General features: G+C 53.8%; 16 protein-coding genes. All 16 read right to left on the bottom strand.

The genetic code is table 11. The features are described 5' to 3' along the window. Positions 1 to 33: 33 nt before the first annotated feature. Positions 34 to 423: a TIGR02530 family flagellar biosynthesis protein gene (locus ABID47_RS13525; RefSeq protein WP_116231250.1), complete on the bottom strand. Its 390-nt coding sequence runs from the start codon at positions 421 to 423 to the stop codon at positions 34 to 36. Beyond that, positions 420 to 1,046, bottom strand: a complete 627-nt coding sequence (locus tag ABID47_RS13520; protein WP_354497419.1) for a flagellar hook capping FlgD N-terminal domain-containing protein — start codon at positions 1,044 to 1,046, stop codon at positions 420 to 422. The genes ABID47_RS13525 and ABID47_RS13520 overlap by 4 nt, the downstream gene beginning before the upstream one ends. Before the next feature lie 18 nt (positions 1,047 to 1,064). Next, positions 1,065 to 2,534, bottom strand: coding sequence for a flagellar hook-length control protein FliK (locus ABID47_RS13515; protein WP_354497417.1), 1,470 nt, complete (start codon positions 2,532 to 2,534; stop codon positions 1,065 to 1,067). Between the two features lie 78 nt (positions 2,535 to 2,612). Further along, the gene (locus tag ABID47_RS13510) at positions 2,613 to 3,548 is read right to left on the bottom strand and encodes a MotE family protein (RefSeq protein ID WP_354497415.1); all 936 of its coding nucleotides are present in this window, start codon (positions 3,546 to 3,548) and stop codon (positions 2,613 to 2,615) included. A gap of 42 nt (positions 3,549 to 3,590) precedes the next feature. After that, complete coding sequence (gene fliJ, locus ABID47_RS13505) at positions 3,591 to 4,040, bottom strand: flagellar export protein FliJ (RefSeq protein ID WP_105443629.1); 450 nt, start codon at positions 4,038 to 4,040, stop codon at positions 3,591 to 3,593. A 9-nt stretch (positions 4,041 to 4,049) separates the two neighbouring features. Next, positions 4,050 to 5,369 carry a flagellar protein export ATPase FliI gene (gene fliI / locus ABID47_RS13500; RefSeq protein WP_354497412.1) on the bottom strand — a complete coding sequence of 440 codons (1,320 nt, stop codon included), beginning with the start codon at positions 5,367 to 5,369 and terminating at the stop codon, positions 4,050 to 4,052. Further along, positions 5,356 to 6,201: a FliH/SctL family protein gene (locus tag ABID47_RS13495; protein ID WP_354497410.1), complete on the bottom strand. Its 846-nt coding sequence runs from the start codon at positions 6,199 to 6,201 to the stop codon at positions 5,356 to 5,358. The genes fliI and ABID47_RS13495 overlap by 14 nt, the downstream gene beginning before the upstream one ends. Then, on the bottom strand, positions 6,194 to 7,210 hold the full coding sequence (fliG, locus tag ABID47_RS13490; protein ID WP_076168160.1) for a flagellar motor switch protein FliG: 1,017 nt from the start codon (positions 7,208 to 7,210) through the stop codon (positions 6,194 to 6,196). The genes ABID47_RS13495 and fliG overlap by 8 nt, the downstream gene beginning before the upstream one ends. A gap of 11 nt (positions 7,211 to 7,221) precedes the next feature. Next, positions 7,222 to 8,802: a flagellar basal-body MS-ring/collar protein FliF gene (fliF, locus tag ABID47_RS13485; protein WP_076168162.1), complete on the bottom strand. Its 1,581-nt coding sequence runs from the start codon at positions 8,800 to 8,802 to the stop codon at positions 7,222 to 7,224. 98 nt (positions 8,803 to 8,900) lie between these two features. Next, entirely contained in the window at positions 8,901 to 9,212 is a 312-nt protein-coding gene (gene fliE / locus ABID47_RS13480) for a flagellar hook-basal body complex protein FliE (protein WP_076168164.1), read from the bottom strand. 41 nt (positions 9,213 to 9,253) lie between these two features. Further along, positions 9,254 to 9,697, bottom strand: a complete 444-nt coding sequence (flgC, locus tag ABID47_RS13475; RefSeq protein ID WP_234489631.1) for a flagellar basal body rod protein FlgC — start codon at positions 9,695 to 9,697, stop codon at positions 9,254 to 9,256. Between the two features lie 12 nt (positions 9,698 to 9,709). After that, the gene (gene flgB, locus ABID47_RS13470) at positions 9,710 to 10,117 is read right to left on the bottom strand and encodes a flagellar basal body rod protein FlgB (protein ID WP_105443631.1); all 408 of its coding nucleotides are present in this window, start codon (positions 10,115 to 10,117) and stop codon (positions 9,710 to 9,712) included. A gap of 526 nt (positions 10,118 to 10,643) precedes the next feature. Next, the gene (gene hslU / locus ABID47_RS13465; protein ID WP_354497406.1) at positions 10,644 to 12,047 is read right to left on the bottom strand and encodes an ATP-dependent protease ATPase subunit HslU; all 1,404 of its coding nucleotides are present in this window, start codon (positions 12,045 to 12,047) and stop codon (positions 10,644 to 10,646) included. 16 nt (positions 12,048 to 12,063) lie between these two features. After that, the gene (hslV, locus tag ABID47_RS13460) at positions 12,064 to 12,606 is read right to left on the bottom strand and encodes an ATP-dependent protease subunit HslV (RefSeq protein ID WP_076168171.1); all 543 of its coding nucleotides are present in this window, start codon (positions 12,604 to 12,606) and stop codon (positions 12,064 to 12,066) included. A gap of 18 nt (positions 12,607 to 12,624) precedes the next feature. Further along, positions 12,625 to 13,965, bottom strand: a complete 1,341-nt coding sequence (trmFO, locus tag ABID47_RS13455) for an FADH(2)-oxidizing methylenetetrahydrofolate--tRNA-(uracil(54)-C(5))-methyltransferase TrmFO (RefSeq protein WP_089546541.1) — start codon at positions 13,963 to 13,965, stop codon at positions 12,625 to 12,627. Positions 13,966 to 13,990: 25 nt separating this feature from the next. Further along, positions 13,991 to 16,093, bottom strand: a complete 2,103-nt coding sequence (gene topA / locus ABID47_RS13450) for a type I DNA topoisomerase (protein ID WP_145134945.1) — start codon at positions 16,091 to 16,093, stop codon at positions 13,991 to 13,993. Positions 16,094 to 16,140: the final 47 nt, after the last annotated feature.

Here is a 16,140-nt window from a genome sequence, read left to right as displayed (position 1 = left end):
AGTTCCCTGGCTTTCCGGTTCGGGCCAGCCAGCTTACGACAGCACGACCGCGCTGTCGATTTGGGTAAACACGTTGTCTTTCATGGATTTGCCGTCCATCGCCGTCACGACCGTCCGGTTAGGAACGTTGACGATGAGCGCCATATCCTTCATCAGGATCAGCGATTCCTTGCTGCCTTTGGCGGCAGCCTTTTCAACGGCTTGGTTCAGCTTGTCCAGCTGTTCCCCTTTGATCTCGATCCCTCTTTGCTCCAGCCGCTTGGCCGCATGATTGCTGAACTTGAGCAGGCTTCCCTGCAGCAGTTCATCAAATGACGTCTGGGACGAGGCGTCCGGCGTTGCGGCCGGTTTCGAAGTCTTGACGGGTGCGGCCGGATATATCCTTCCGGGATAGAGCTGTCCGATCGTCATCCGTTCGTTCATGCCGATTCCCCGTTCCCGCCTGTTGTGCCTTCTCCTGCCGCTGCGCTTGTTGCCCCGGCGCCTGTCTCTCCGGTTTCAGAGCCGCTGCCCGCAGAACCTTCTGCCGCGCCGTCCGCATTCGACGCACCGTCAGTTGATGGCGTATCGGTATCCGCCGGCGGAGTGCCCTCTTCCTGCTTGGCATTCATGATTTCGACGATCTTCGTAATCGGAATCGCTACCGACCCGACGGAAGCGTACTGAACGCCGTCCTTGACGATAATCGAATCCACGATGCCCGTTTTGATCTCAGACGTACTTTCGCCTGATTGATCGGAGCTGCTTCCGCTATCGACCCAGCTGATCTGTTTGCCGATCAGTCCCGATACGTTGCCAAGGGACTGACTCATGGCGTTCAGCTGGCTGGATATGTTCATCAGCTGCTCGACCGAGGTGAATTGGGCCATCTGGGCAATAAATTCCTTGTCCTCCATCGGCTGCATCGGGTCCTGGTTTTTAAGCTGGGTCACCAGAATGCTCAGAAACTGGTCCTTGCCGAGCGTCTGCGTCTTCGCGCTGGCCTTCTGCACATTGGAAGCCGCGTAGTTAGGCCAAATGTTGCTTGTCGATACGATATCTGACATGGTTGTTCACCTCCGTTTTTACGCTTTGGCTGTAAACGTATTTCCTTGATCCGCCTGCTGACGGGCAAGCCATTCATTCAGTTCGTCTCCCAGCTCAGCCACGGTCAAGGCATCTTCGGAGGAAGCGTCCTTATCCTTTTGCCGGCGGTTCGGCTGCTGCTGACCCGATTGGGATTGACGGCCGTCGTGATACATTTGGGACTGCAGCGAAGGGTTTTGCGTTACCACAAGTTTCTCAACCTGCACACCCTGCGACTGCAGCGTACTGCGGAGCTGACTCATCTGCTGTTCCAGCAAATCCTTGGCTCCGGCGTGCTCGGTCGTAAATTGGGCAACGAGTTGTCCGTTTTGCATCGTCAGCTTAATGTCGACCTGGCCCAAATGTTCCGGGTACAGCGATATTTTCGCTTCCGAGATGCCTTCTTGCTTCACGATTTCCAGCTTGTTTACGACAAATGTGCTTATTTCTTTGGCAAACTGCGTAACGGGCACCGCTTGCGCCGCTGCTTTATGAGGCGACTGAATGCCTTCTTTCATCACGAGATGCCCTGCCGTTACCGTCATCTGGCTGGTAAGCGGATCCTCCGGCTTCGCCGCCGCTTCCACCTCTTCTCCGGAAGAAGGGCTTGCAGCAGATGCTGCTGTTTGCGCATCGGCATTCGGCTGCTGTCTCGTCAAGATCGCACTCAGCACGGCCTTGCCGCTTGCAGCGGATGCAGTATCGCCGCCTGCCGGCTGCTGCCGGATCGCTTCCAGCAACGCGGATATGCGGCTGGCTTGTCCTTCCGCTTTAGGCTGGAACATTGGGGCCGCATTCTGTGGTGCTGTCGAATCCGAGTCCTTGACCAGAGCCGCCGGCTTGCTTTTCCCAGGAGCTGTGGCGTTCTGAACCAGGTTATGGAACGTTTCCAGCAGTTCTGCTGCCTGCGCCGTGGTGTCCGCCCCCGTACTAGGCTGCTGCAGCACCGTGATCAGCTGGGCCAATGCATCCTGTGCGGCAAACCGTGCCGTCGCCGGGTGGCTGGCCAGTGCCGTCAAGGCTTGATCTCCTTCATTAGCCGGGGTGCCTTCAGACTGTGCTTCGCCGTTTCCTTGAACGTTCAGCAGCAAGGTGGTTACCTGCTGAATCCAGCTTTGCAGGGCGCTCAGCACTTCAGGGTCTTCGGCAATCGCTTCATCCAGCTGATCGGCATCCAGAAGAAGGCTTTGCAGCAGAGCTGCGGTGTTCTGCTCATCACTGTCCCCGTTCCCTTGAACCGCGGTCGCTTGAGCATTTTTCAGCAGCCCTTCCAAAAGTGACGCCACGCCGTTTATGGCCGAAGCTTCCTGCGAACCGCCTGCTGTACCTGTCATCAGCTGAGTCAACGAGACTCCAAATGCCGGTACCAGCGCCGTTCCCGCCGAGGCGTTTGCCGCACCGCCGCCTGTTCCTGCTGTCTTCGCTCCGGCTGACGCACCTGCGGAAATGTTTTGAAATATCAGGCTCATCTTTGTTTTCACCTCCTTTCGCGTGCAGTACTACATTCAAGTACTCTGTTGAAAAGAAGCTCTGGTTGAAAAGAATCACTACTTGCTGCTTAGCAGCTTGTTGAGAATGACAGCGCTCGTCTTCTGGTCTGTTTTGCTCATCGAATCCAAAATGCTTGACCGTGTCGAATCTGCCACGGCGCCCAGAATCGTCAATACTTTGTCCGGACTGATCTTGTACATGGCCAGCAGCAGATTGGCCGCGCTGTCCGCGTTCATCGACCCGAACGTCTGGCTGATTTGAGCCTTGTCGAGCCCGGTTGACGACGGTGTCGCTTGCGCGGCGCTGTCATTGTTCACTCTGGACTGAAGCGCCGCGATCGCCAAATCGCTGGACGATACGGAATCCTTCATTTTCAGCGTGATATCCGCTGCCATCTTCGGATCCATCTTGGCGAGGATGTTCATTCGGCTGTCGGCATCCATGGCGCTAAGCAGCTGAACGACCTCTTCCGTGGTCATATTCTGCAGAATCGGCGCCGCTTTGCTCGGGCTCATGCCGGCGTACATTTTTGCCAAGTTTTTGACCTGCTTCTCGTAATCGTCGGCGTTATTTCCCGTCTGTGCATCCGCAGCCTGCGCGCTGCTCTCTTGGAGCTGATCGATCTGCGTCTGCAGCGATTTGATTTTACTGTCCTGCTGCTGCTTGTCTTCCTTTGCCTTCTGAAGATCAGCTTCCTTGGCTTCCAGCTGGCTTTTCAGCTCCTTGATCGTAGCGGTCGCGCTCTCCACCTGTGCTTTCGTTTTGTCCAGCTTGGCCGCTTCCGGATCCTTGACCGGGTCAGGGACCCAGTTTTTCACAACCGGAATTTTGTTGGCAACGCCGAGCACTTCGTTCCGCACGTTGGTGTTCAGCAGCATCAGAAGCACACCCAGAAGCACCACCGTAAAGATGATTGGTATAACAAAAAACAAAAACCGTTCAAATCCCCCTGTTGATTCTTTCTCTAATTCTTCAAAACCTGTTCTTGCCACAGTTGTTCCACCCCCAAGCCAGCAGCTCTATATCACGTTCACTCATCTCGCCCTAGCGCCCATGGCAAACCGTACGGTCGCCATCTCGTCAAGCTCGTTCTGCTCATGCAGGAGCGCCTGCTGCTGAAATGCTGTCTTCGCTTTGTCCCGCGCTTTTAACCAGACGTTTTCATCCAGCATCTTTGTAGACAAATGCTTCTGCTGCATCTGAACCTTCATATTGGCTCTATTCACATCCACATGCTTCATCCGTATGCATTGGTCCAAATATTCGACATACGCCTGAATTTCCTGAATCATGGAGACAGGAACGCATTGGCCGGCGGCTTCCTGAAGCTGCTTAACCATGCTCTCCCGGATATCCAGCAGCTCTCCCAGCGACTTTTCTTCCGCCTGAAGCTTGCCGATGGCGCTGGACAGCATCCATTCCGCCTGGGTACGTTCGTTGCTTTTGAGGTCGACAATTTTTTGGAACGCGTACTGAAATCTCATCCCTTAAGGTCATCTCCTTGAAAATTCGGAAATCAAACGTTCTTGAACCTGCTCCAGCGTCACTTTTTCGTCTACGCGCTGCTTGGTAAAATCCCAGATGGCCTGGATGGAATCGATGGCTTCATCAATTTGCTCGTTCGAGCCTTTTTGGTAAGCGCCGATGTTGATCAGATCCTCGGACTCTTTATAGACAGCCATCAGCCGCTTCAAATTATCCGCTGCGTCCGTCTGCTCGCGCGGCGCAATATCCTTCATCACCCGGCTGATGCTGGCAAGCACGTCGATCGCGGGAAAATGGCCTTTGTTCGCGATGCTCCGGTTCAGCACGATATGCCCGTCCAGGATTCCCCGCACCGCATCCGCGATCGGCTCATTCATGTCGTCGCCGTCGACGAGCACGGTGTAAAAGGCGGTAATGGAACCTTGCGGCCCTGTCCCCGCCCGTTCGAGCAGCTTCGGCAGGCTCGCGAACACCGACGGCGTATAACCGCGCATCGCCGGCGGTTCGCCGATCGCCAGACCCACTTCCCGCTGCGCCATCGCATACCGCGTCACGGAATCCATCATCAGCATGACGTTCATGCCCCGGTCCCGGAAATACTCGGCGATGGTCGTCGCGATCAGCGCTCCCTTGATCCGGATCAGCGCAGGCTGGTCGGAGGTGGCCACGATGACCACCGATCGCTGCAGCCCTTCAGGGCCCAGGTCGCGCTCGATAAAATCGAGCACTTCCCGCCCCCGCTCGCCGATGAGCGCGATCACGTTGACATCCGCCGCGGTGTTGCGCGCGATCATGCCCATCAGCGTACTTTTCCCGACGCCCGAACCGGCGAAAATCCCGACCCGCTGCCCTTTGCCGATGGTCAGCAGACCGTCTATCGCCCGTACACCGATGCTGATCGGTTCCAGCACCCGGGGCCGGTTCAGCGGGTTGGGCGGCGTGTTGTACGTTGAGCTGTGCGGCATCCGGGTCGGAATCAGTGAACCGTCGAGTGGCTGCCCCAAACCGTCCAGCACCTTGCCAAGCAGCTCGGAGCCTACCTGAACGCTGAGCGGCTTGCCCGTGCCGACCACATCGCACCCCGGTCCGATCGACTGCAGCTCACCGAGCGGCATGAGCAGAACCTTGTTGTCGCGGAAACCGACAACCTCCGCCTGCAGCGGCTTGGCTCCTTTGCTCGGATAAATGTAGCAGACGTCTCCGACGCTGGCGTCCGGGCCTTCCGACTCGACCATCAGTCCGATGACCTGGGTGACTTTCCCGTTGATCCGGACCGGATCGATGTTCCGCAAATGCTCCATATACCGTCCGCTGTCAAGCACCTTCATCTTGGTCTCTCCGTTCCCCTTCGTCCAGAGCGATGCGTATCAGCTCTTTTTTGATTTCGGTCAGCTGTGTTTCCACGCGTGCATCGACGCTGCCGAACGAGGAGCGGATAACGCAGCCGTGATCATGGACCGTAGCATCCGGCAGGATTTGCAGCTCCGCTTGCGAATCGATCGCCACGCTCAGCTCTTCCCGGGCCGCCTGCACAAAAGCGAAATGCTCCGGCGCCACACAAAGCGTAATCACGCCCTGCTCCCGTTTGCGGGACAAGTTCTTCCGGATGAGATCGATCGCATAATCCCGGTCCACGGTCAGCTGCCTGTCGATCACCTTCTCTGCGATAGCACAGCTCAGATCTACGAGAAAGGGCTCGGCTTCCTGAATGATCTGCTCCTTGATCATATAGGCATGCCGCAAAACCGACTGGGCTTCGGCCATCATTTCCTGAAGCTTGGCCGCAAGATCCGCCTCCGCTTTCTCGGCGCCTTCCCGGTATCCTTCGGCGTAGCCTTCCGACTTCACGGCCTCGATCAGATGCTCGTCCTGCTCCCTGCGTTCCTGCCACCAGGCGTTGATCTTCTCCTCGTTCTCGGCCAGTATCCGCTGCGCCTCTTCAGACGCCTCACGGATGTGACGCTCCGCGAACTCCTTGGCATCCTGCAGCATTTCCTGGCTGAGCCGTTTACTCTCTTCATCCGCTTGGGCCCGAATCTCTTCAATCTCTACCTCGTTGTTTACCTCATCCTGCTTAGGAAGCGCATAGTGCCTTGCCAGATCCAGCCGTTTGAGGGCTTCCACCGGTACGTACTGCGAAGACTTAATCAAATTAGACAATGATGTCATCTCCTCCGCCGCGGGCGATGATAATCTCCCCGGCTTCTTCCAGTCTGCGGATGGTGCCTACGATGCGGGTCTGAGCTTCTTCGACGTCACGCAGCCGCACTGGCCCCATATATTCCATCTCTTCCTTGAAGGTTTCGGCCATCCGCTTGGACATGTTGCGGAAAATGACGTCCCGCACCTCTTCGCTCGCCACCTTGAGGGCAAGCTGAAGGTCGGCGTTCTCGATGTCGCGGATGATCCGCTGAATGGAACGGTTGTCGACGTTGACAATATCCTCGAACACGAACATTCTCTTCTTGATTTCTTCGGCCAGCTCCGGATCCTGAATTTCGAGCGAATCGAGGATCGTTCGTTCGGTTCCCCGGTCGACCCCGTTCAAAATCTGTACGATCGATTCGATGCCGCCGGCATTCGTGTAATCCTGTGTCACGGTCGCCGACAGTTTCTGCTCCAGCACGCGCTCTACCTGGGCGATAACTTCAGGTGACGTACTGTCCATAACCGCGATTCTTCTTGCCACATCCGCCTGCTTTTCCTGCGGCAGGGAGGACAGGATTGCGGCCGCCTGCTCAAATTGCAGGTAGGACAGCACCAGGGCGATCGTCTGGGCATTTTCGTTCTGTATAAAGTTCAAAATCTGGTTCGGATCCGCTTTGCGGGCAAAATCGAACGGGCGCACCTGCAGCGTCGCCGTCAGACGGTTGATGACCTCAAGCGCTTTTTGCGAGCCGAGCGCCTTTTCAAGAATTTCCTTGGCGTAGTTGATGCCGCCCTGCGAAATATATTCCTGGGCCAGACAGATTTGATGAAATTCGGACATAATGAGGTCCTTTTCCACACTGTCCACTTTGCGCACATTGGCGATCTCCAGCGTCAGCTGCTCGATCTCGTCGTCACGCAAGTGCTTGAAAATTTGTGCGGACACTTCCGGTCCCAGCGTAATGAGCAGGATGGCCGCTTTTTGGCGCCCGCTCAGTGCCTGGCTGTTTGCTTTTGCCATAAATCCACCCCCTATTCATCCGCGAGCCATGTGCGCAGCAGGTTGACGAATTCATCCGGCTTTCTCTTCGCCAGCGTCTCCAGCTGTTTGCGCACCTGACTTTCGTTCGTCACGCTCTCCAGATTAATGGAAGGAAACTCTGCCGCAGGCGGCAGCGGAAGATCTTCTTCGATTTCCTCTTTGTTCTTGCGGCGGCGGTAAATCAGGTAACCTCCACCTGCAAGCAGCGCAAGCGCGGCAAGGCCGATTCCCCACAGCATGCCTTGGGAAAGCTTGATTCCGCTCGGCTGGGTAACATTACCACTGAAAGGTTGCGAATAAACCGAAACTTTTTTAGCCAAATCAGCGTCTGTATATGTAATACCGGAATCGGCAAGCGATGCCCTTACGATATTTACCAAGATATTCTGAATGGCATCTCTGGTTTGTTGATCTACACTGGTTTGTCCCGTTGGTGGTTCAACTGCTACGTTTATGGTTAAATCTTTTACGGTATACGGACTGGCAACGATGTCTTTGGTAATATGGTTAACCTCGTAATTGATCGTCTTAGACAAATCCTCTGAAGTTACGTCACCTGTGGACGAGTTACTTGGATACCCCGGCACCTGGGTTTGGCCCGTGCCCGCCACTCCGCTATCCGGATTGCTCTTACCCGTATAATTCTTCGAAATTTCCTGAACGCTGATTTCAATGCCTTTCATGTTCTCCGTATCTACCGGTGTCACCATGTTTTCCTTGCTCTGAACTTTATCGAAATTCAGCTTGGAGACGACGAGGACATCGACTTTATTCGGTCCCATGAACTGGCTCAGAAATTCTTTGACGTTCTGGCGAACTTCGCTTTCGAACTTTTTCTGAAGCGCAAAATTTTCTTCGACGGACGAGGACAGCGTTCCCGAACCGCCTTGGGCCGACGACAGCAGCTCCGTATTGCCCTCTGATTCGGTGATGGTGATATTCTCTACCGGCAGATTTGGTACGGCGGTCTTAACCAAATTGAAGTACCCGTCGATCGTTTGCTGGCTTGGATGATAACCCGGCTTAAAGGTAAGCACGACTGAGGCGCTTGCTTTCTCCTGGTCTTCTTCGCTTGCAAACACGCTTTCTTTCGGCAGGTTTACTAGGACTTTAGCCTTACTTATGCCGTTCATGCTCGTGAGCAGCTGCTCAACTTCTCCGTTCAATGCGTTGTTGTACTTGACGTTAAACTCGCTGTCGGTTGTGCCGATCGACGATGATTGATCGAACGTTTTGAAACCGATGGATCCGTTCTGAATGAGTCCCTGTGAGCCGACATCGACCTTGATGCGGGCCGCCTCCGTACTCGGTACCGAAATGGATGTTCCGTTAGGACTCAATTTATACGGGATGTTGTTCGTATCAAGGTAGTTCATAATGCCTGCGGAGTCGCTGGCATTTAAGTCCTTGAAGGCCACTTCATACTCCGTTTTGGAAAACTGCATGGTCAGCACGACAATGGCGATGATAATAAAAGCGATCGTAGAAATGAATAAAATTTTCTGTTTTTTGCTGAATTGATTCCAGTACTGAACGACCTTGTCCTTATACTGGACGATTCTTTCGTTCACAACGTCACCCACCCCACCCGAAAACTTAGCATAAATCTATGAATGAATAGGTTCAGGCGATCCGCCAAATCCTTCGTTCACTCTTTTGTCTGCAGCCTTTAAATTTGCGTCCGCATGATCTCCTGGTACGCTTCGATCGCTTTGTTCCGAATCTGCGTCGTCAGCTCCAGGCTGAGAAGCGCTTTTTGCGAAGAAACCATCACCTGGTCCACATCAACTTGTCCGAGCATGAACTGATTGCTCATTTCTTCGGCGGCTTTCTCCTGCCCGGCCACCTGGTTCAGCGCATTTTCCAGATAAGATCCGAAATCGCTAAGGGATTGGGCTGGCGTCTTGCTTGCGCTTGATGCGCTTTGCTTCATGTCGAGCGGTTGGATGCTTTGTGTCGAAAACATCGAGTTTTGAATCATCAATGTCCCTCCTTACCTGCATTTATTTATTCAAACTAGGCTTATCGACCTATTTCCAAGGCCTTCGTGATCATCGCTTTTGAGGAATTCAGTGCTGTGACGTTCGCTTCGTAAGATCTCGTGGCCGAAATCATATCGATCATTTCTTTGGCGATATCCACGTTAGGCATGTAGACATACCCTTGCGCATCTGCATCCGGATGAGTCGGATTGTATACCGGCTTCAGCGGCGTCTGATCCTCCTGGATTGCAGCCACCTTCACGCCTTTCCCCGCACTTTGTCCGTTCATTTGTGCTTCCAGCATGCTGGAGAAATCCGATTCATTCGGCGAAAGCACAACCATTTTGCGGCGGTACGGCACCGCTTTGCCGTCAACCACCGACGCTCTCGTCGTTTCCGCATTCGCAATGTTGGACGAAATGACGTCCATCCGCAAACGCTGTGCCGTCAGCGCCGAAGCGCTGATCCCAAAGCTGCTGTTCATGTTCACCCGCGATTATCTCCCTTCAATGGCTGTCCGCATCATTTTGATCTGGTCGTTCATCTGCTGGATGTAGGCGTTGTACTGAAGCTGGTTGTCAGCCAGTGCGGACATCTCCCGGTCAATATCCACATTGTTCATATTGTTGTTCATCGCTGTCGATTGGTCCTCCGTTACAACTGGATCCGGGACCGAATTCGTAGGACCAATGACGAAGTGCCGGGGATCGGTGACCCTGCCGCGAAGCTGAGGTGCAGATCCATTAATTTCCTGCTGGAGCAGGCTTTCAAATGACACTTCGGACCGTTTGAAATAAGGCGTGTCGACATTGGCAATGTTGTTCGCAATGACTCTCTGGCGCGCGTTTGCCGCCTGAAGTCCGCCTTCCAAACGTTGAAAGCTGACGCTGTTCAGCAAATCCATTCCGTATCCCCCTTATTTTCCATAACTTTACTATTTGTCCGTGGGGAACTTTCTTCCCATTTTCACTTTTTTTCGACAAAAGTCCTTAGAAACATTTCTTATTCTAGGTCTAAAGTAGAAAAAATTACTATATTGTCGTATATCCTAAGTTTCTTAAAGATTGGGACATATTACAATAAGAAAAAAGCCCTATCTTTTACCATAAAGAAGGTCTTTGTTCTTAATTTCTCTGAAATTTTTGCTAAATCTTTGCAGGATAAGGGTTTGTGGGCTTACATAGGACAGGCCTGTTGTCACAATTCGATAAAAACTCAGACTGAATAGTCCTAGAATTTCAGATTTGCGAAAGTGTCGTAAAATAACCTCTCCCTTGCATACGCGCGCAGGATAGTAGTTAGACCTCCCGGAGATGTTCTTACGATGTCGGCACTCTCCTTCCTGCGGTCCCTTCCTTAGCACAACAAAAAAAGACATGCCCGAAGGATCTTCATCCTTCAGACATGTCCCCGCCGTGACGGTTGTCGGTTTACAATATATATTGGCTCAAATCGCGGTCCTGGGCGATGTCGCCCAGCTTTTCGCGCACGTATTCCGGCGTGATGGTCATATTCTCCAAGGTCAATTCAGGCGCCTCAAACGACAAATCCTCGAGCAGCTTCTCCAGAATCGTATGCAGCCTGCGCGCACCGATGTTCTCGGTATTCTGGTTGACGGTTGCGGCAATTTTGGCAATTTCCCGGATCGCTTCAGATGAGAATTCGACCTCGATGTCCTCGGTTTTGAGCAGCTCGGTATACTGCTTGGTCAAAGCGTTCTTCGGCTCGGTCAGAATCGACACAAAATCGTCGAGAGACAAGCTGCTCAGCTCCACGCGGATCGGGAACCGGCCTTGAAGCTCGGGAATGAGGTCCGACGGTTTAGCGATATGGAATGCACCTGCTGCAATAAACAAAATAAAGTCCGTCTTCACAGGGCCGTATTTGGTCATGACCGTCGACCCTTCCACGATCGGCAGAATATCCCTCTGGACGCCTTCACGGGACACGTCAGGCCCAGAGCCTTTGCCCTGGCTGGCAACTTTATCGATTTCGTCGATAAAGATAATGCCCGACTGCTCAGCGCGAAGAATCGACTCGGCGATGACATCGTCCATGTCGATCAGCTTGGTCGCTTCCTCCTGCGTCAGCACCTTGCGTGCTTCCCGGATCGGCAGCTTCCGCTTCTTCGTCCGGCGCGGCAGCAGGCTGCCAAACATTTCCTGCATGTTCATGCCCATCTGGTCATTCCCCTGCCCGGCCAGCATATCCATCATCGTCGGCGAGTTGTCCTCCACGTCGATTTCGATCATGTCGTCTTCCATGCTGCCGGACTGAAGCTTAAACTTCACCTGGCGCCGGCGTTCGGTCACGGTGCTGTCCTGCTCCTTATCCTCTTCCGTATCCTGTGCGTTCTGGTTGCCATTGCCGAACAGCATTTCAAACGGGTTGCGCTGCGCCTTGTTTTTGCCAGCCGGCGGAACGAGAATTTGCACGATTCGTTCGTTGGCGAGCTCCTCGGCGCGGTCTTTTACTTTTTCCGTACGCTCCGCTTTGACCATGCGGATGGCCGTTTCGATCAAATCGCGGACCATGGATTCCACGTCGCGGCCGACGTATCCCACTTCCGTAAATTTGGTGGCTTCGATCTTCACAAATGGCGCATTGACCAGCTTCGCCAAACGTCTGGCGATTTCGGTCTTGCCCACACCCGTCGGACCGATCATCAGGATGTTCTTCGGTACAATCTCATCCCGAACATCCTCGGGAAGCCGGTTGCGGCGGTAACGGTTGCGCAGTGCGACGGCGACGGATTTCTTCGCCTGCTTCTGGCCTACAATGTATTTATCCAGTTCGGCCACGATTTGTCTTGGCGTCAAACTTTGGTTATCCATATGCATTCCTCCACCCTTACAGCTCTTCCACAATGATATTTCCATTGGTGTATACGCAAATTTCCGAAGCAATTTTCAAAGCTTCACGCGCGATATCCTTCGCTTCCAAGTCCTGGGCATGACGCTTCAGCGCCCGTCCGGCGGAGAGCGCAAAATTGCCTCCCGAGCCAATCGCCAGCACGTCGTCGTCCGGTTCGATGATTTCACCGCCTCCGGAAATGAGCAGCATGCCGGTTTTATCCATAACGATCATGAGTGCCTCAAGCTTGCGGAGAACGCGATCCTGGCGCCAGTCCTTGGCTAGCTCCACGGCGGCACGCTGCAGATTGCCGTGATGCTCCTCCAGTTTGCTTTCGAATTTTTCAAAAAGGGTGATGGCGTCCGCCACAGAGCCTGCAAAGCCGGCAACGACCTGGCCTCTGTACAGGCGGCGCACCTTTTTGGCGGTCTGCTTCATAATGACATTTTCACCGAAGGTCACCTGGCCGTCACCGGCGATCGCCGCTTTTCCGTTATGGCGCACAGCACAAATGGTTGTCGCATGAAAAGATAAATCCATACCTACAGACCTCCTAATCTATACTTCCTGATGTTCGGTTGCCAGTCCGGCTTCCTTGATAAACGCGGCAATCGTCTCCAAAGCCCGATTGGCCAGCGCCTCGTTCTTTTCCTTTTTGTTGCGGATCTTCTTCTCCAATTTCGGCAGCAAGCCGAAGTTGGCGTTCATCGGCTGGAAGTGCTCCGAATCCGCGGTCGTAATATAATGAGCCATGCTGCCGAGGGTGCTTGTGTCAGGGAACACGACAAGGTCCTGTCCAAGCGCCTTTCTCGCTGCATTAATACCCGCTATAAGCCCGGATGCGGCAGATTCCACATATCCCTCTACCCCTGTCATTTGACCGGCAAAAAACAGGTTCTCATTCGTTTTCAGCTGGTAGGTCGGTTGGAGCAGCTTCGGAGAGTTGATGAACGTATTGCGGTGCATGACGCCGTAGCGCACATATTCCGCGTTTTCCAGCCCCGGAATCATGGAGAATACGCGCTTTTGCTCTCCCCATTTGAGATGCGTTTGGAAGCCTACCAGATTGTACAGCGTGCCGGCGGCATTATCTTGGCGCAGCTGCACAACCGCATAAGGCAGCTCACCCGTGTGCGGGTTGACCAGCCCTACCGGCTTCATCGGCCCGAACAGCGCCGTTTGCTTGCCGCGCTTCATCATGACCTCGATCGGCATGCAGCCCTCGAAGTATACTTCCTTCTCAAACTCTTTCAGCTGCGCGACTTCCGCATTGACCAGCGCGTCATAAAACGCGTTGAATTCCTCTTCGGTCATCGGACAGTTCAAGTAAGCCGCTTCGCCTTTATCATAACGGGAAGCCAGGTATACTTTGCTCATATCGATGGAGTCTTTCTCTACGATTGGAGCCGCAGCGTCATAGAAGTAGAAATACTCTTCGCCCATAAGTGCTTTGATCTCGGCGGAGAGCGCAGGCGAGGTCAGCGGGCCTGTGGCGATGACGACAATCCCTTCTTCTGGTATATGCTGAATTTCTTCGTTTACGACTTCAATCAGCGGATGGTTATGGAGAGTGCTCGTAATATCCCCGGAAAAACCGTCGCGGTCCACCGCCAGAGCGCCTCCGGCAGGAACCGCATTTTTATCGGCGGACTTCAGGATCAGTGAATCCAGCATCCGCATTTCTTCTTTGATGACGCCGACTGCGTTCGTAAGTCCGTTGGCACGCAGCGAATTGGTGCAGACGAGTTCGGCGAACTTGTCCGTATGGTGCGCGGGCGTCTTCACGACCGGACGCATTTCGTATAATTTCACGGGAACCCCCCGGCTTGCGATCTGCCAGGCAGCCTCGCTGCCTGCCAGACCCGCGCCGATGACGGTTACCTGCTGTACTTCTGTCAACTTCATTACCCCCTGCTGTTTACAATTACATCATTTCTTCGTTGTCTTCGTTCTCTTCCAGGGGCTCGGTATGGTCGCATGCCGTGCATTGGAGACGTGCTCCCTGCTTGTTGCGCTTCTCAACCATCAGAGAGCCGCATTTCGGACAAGGCTTCGGCGACGGTTTATCCCAGGATACGAAATCGCATTCCGGATAACGGTCGCAGCCATAGAAAATCCGCCCCTTCTTGCTGCGGCGCTCGACCACATGCCCTTCCTTGCATTTCGGACAAGTGACGCCGATATCTTTGACGATCGGCTTCGTGTTCCGGCAGTCCGGAAATCCGGAGCAGGCGAGGAATTTGCCAAACCGCCCCAATTTGTATACCATCGGTCGGCCGCATTTATCGCAAATCTCGTCCGATACCTCGTCCTCGATTTCGATTTCCTTCATTTCTTCCTCGGCTACTTCCAGGCGCTTTTCAAAGGAAGAATAGAACTCGGCCAGTACCTTGACCCAATCCTCCGAGCCTTCCTCGACATGGTCGAGATCGTCTTCCATGTGGGCCGTAAATTCCACATCAAGAATTTCCGGGAAAAATTGTTCCATCTGCTCGATGATCAATTCACCCAGTTCTGTCGGAACGAACTTTTTCTCTTCGATCGCCACGTAACCGCGCTTTTGGATCGTCTCCAGCGTCGGCGCATACGTACTTGGCCGTCCGATGCCGAGCTCCTCCATCGCCCGGACCAACCGGGCTTCGGTGTAGCGCGGAGGCGGCTGCGTAAAGTGCTGCTTCGGCTCGATATCTTCCTTCTTCAGCTTATCACCTACGGCCAGGGCAGGCAAAAACTTCTCTTCTTCCGTCGTGCCGTCGTCGTTGCCTTCCACGTATACCTTCATAAAGCCCTGGAAACGGACTTTCGAACCGGATGCGCGGAATACGGCAGGCCCTGCCGCAATATCAACGGAAAGCGTATCCAGTATGGCGGAAGCCATCTGGCTGGCAACGAAACGTTCCCAAATCAGCTTGTAAAGACGGTATTGGTCACGGCTCATGAACGACTTCACGGAGTCGGGATCGCGCATGACCGAGGTCGGGCGGATCGCTTCATGGGCATCCTGGGCGTTCGCCGATTTTTTCGAATACTCCCGAGGAGTTTCAGGGACAAACGGATCCCCGTACTTCCCGCTGATAAATTCCTTGGCTTCTTCCTGTGCCGATCCGGCAATCCGGGTGGAATCCGTACGCATATAAGTGATAAGGCCGACGGTCCCTTCTTTCCCGAGCTCCACGCCTTCGTACAGCTGCTGGGCGACGGACATCGTTTTGGCGGCACGAAAATTAAGCTTCCGGGCAGCTTCCTGCTGCAGGGAGCTTGTCGTAAACGGAGGCGAAGGATGCCGCTGGCGTTCCTTTTCCTTTACTTCGCTGACTTTAAAGGTGGCTCCCTTAATGGCAGCGAGCACTTCGTTTACTTCATCCTCGCGCGACAGTTCTTTCTTCTGGCCGTTCAGCTGTTGGAATTTCGCTTCGAAAACGGAATCTCCCTTGGCGAGCTGGGCCGTGATGGACCAGTATTCCTCCGGAATAAACGCGTTGATTTCGTTCTCCCGGTCGATGATGATCTTGACCGCAACCGATTGAACGCGGCCCGCGGACAGACCTTTCTTTACCTTTTTCCACAAAAGCGGACTGATCTTGTAACCGACGAGCCGGTCCAGAATACGTCTGGCCTGCTGTGCGTTAACCAGGTCCATATTGATCTTGCGCGGCGTTTTAAATGCATCCTTGACCGCTTGCTTCGTAATTTCGTTAAACACGACGCGGCAGCTATCCGTATCGTCGAGCTCCAGGGCATGGGCAAGATGCCAGGCAATCGCTTCACCCTCGCGATCGGGGTCAGCTGCGAGATAAACCTTTTTCACTTTTTTGCTGGCGTCCTTGAGTTCCTTTAATACGGAGCCCTTTCCGCGGATCGTAATATATTTCGGATTAAAGTCATTCTCAACCTCAACCCCGATTTGGCTCTTCGGGAGATCACGCACGTGACCCATCGAAGCTTTTACGATATACTTGCTGCCTAAATATTTGCCGATCGTTTTCGCCTTGGCCGGCGATTCTACGATGACAAGTGAGTCAGCCATAGGTTCATCCCCCTTTCCGAACAATTCTGTGAATGTTAGTCAATAGA

The organism is Paenibacillus favisporus, assembly GCF_040545415.1.
In the GTDB taxonomy this organism is placed as follows: Bacteria; Bacillota; Bacilli; order Paenibacillales; family Paenibacillaceae; genus Paenibacillus_AQ; species Paenibacillus_AQ favisporus.
This window is presented reverse-complemented; position numbering and strand designations above follow the sequence as displayed.

Excerpts from the sequence above, each read along its gene's own strand:
- flgC (WP_234489631.1), bottom strand. The coding sequence starts at position 9,697 with ATGAACAGCAGCTTTGGGATCAGCGCTTCGGCGCTGACGGCACAGCGT.
- fliE (WP_076168164.1), bottom strand. The coding sequence starts at position 9,212 with ATGATTCAAAACTCGATGTTTTCGACACAAAGCATCCAACCGCTCGAC.
- ABID47_RS13515 (WP_354497417.1), bottom strand. The coding sequence starts at position 2,534 with ATGAGCCTGATATTTCAAAACATTTCCGCAGGTGCGTCAGCCGGAGCG.
- hslU (WP_354497406.1), bottom strand. The coding sequence starts at position 12,047 with ATGGATAACCAAAGTTTGACGCCAAGACAAATCGTGGCCGAACTGGAT.
- ABID47_RS13520 (WP_354497419.1), bottom strand. The coding sequence starts at position 1,046 with ATGTCAGATATCGTATCGACAAGCAACATTTGGCCTAACTACGCGGCT.
- fliI (WP_354497412.1), bottom strand. The coding sequence starts at position 5,369 with ATGAAGGTGCTTGACAGCGGACGGTATATGGAGCATTTGCGGAACATC.
- ABID47_RS13525 (WP_116231250.1), bottom strand. The coding sequence starts at position 423 with ATGAACGAACGGATGACGATCGGACAGCTCTATCCCGGAAGGATATAT.
- hslV (WP_076168171.1), bottom strand. The coding sequence starts at position 12,606 with ATGGATTTATCTTTTCATGCGACAACCATTTGTGCTGTGCGCCATAAC.
- topA (WP_145134945.1), bottom strand. The coding sequence starts at position 16,093 with ATGGCTGACTCACTTGTCATCGTAGAATCGCCGGCCAAGGCGAAAACG.
- fliG (WP_076168160.1), bottom strand. The coding sequence starts at position 7,210 with ATGGCAAAAGCAAACAGCCAGGCACTGAGCGGGCGCCAAAAAGCGGCC.
- fliJ (WP_105443629.1), bottom strand. The coding sequence starts at position 4,040 with ATGAGATTTCAGTACGCGTTCCAAAAAATTGTCGACCTCAAAAGCAAC.
- flgB (WP_105443631.1), bottom strand. The coding sequence starts at position 10,117 with ATGGATTTGCTGAACAGCGTCAGCTTTCAACGTTTGGAAGGCGGACTT.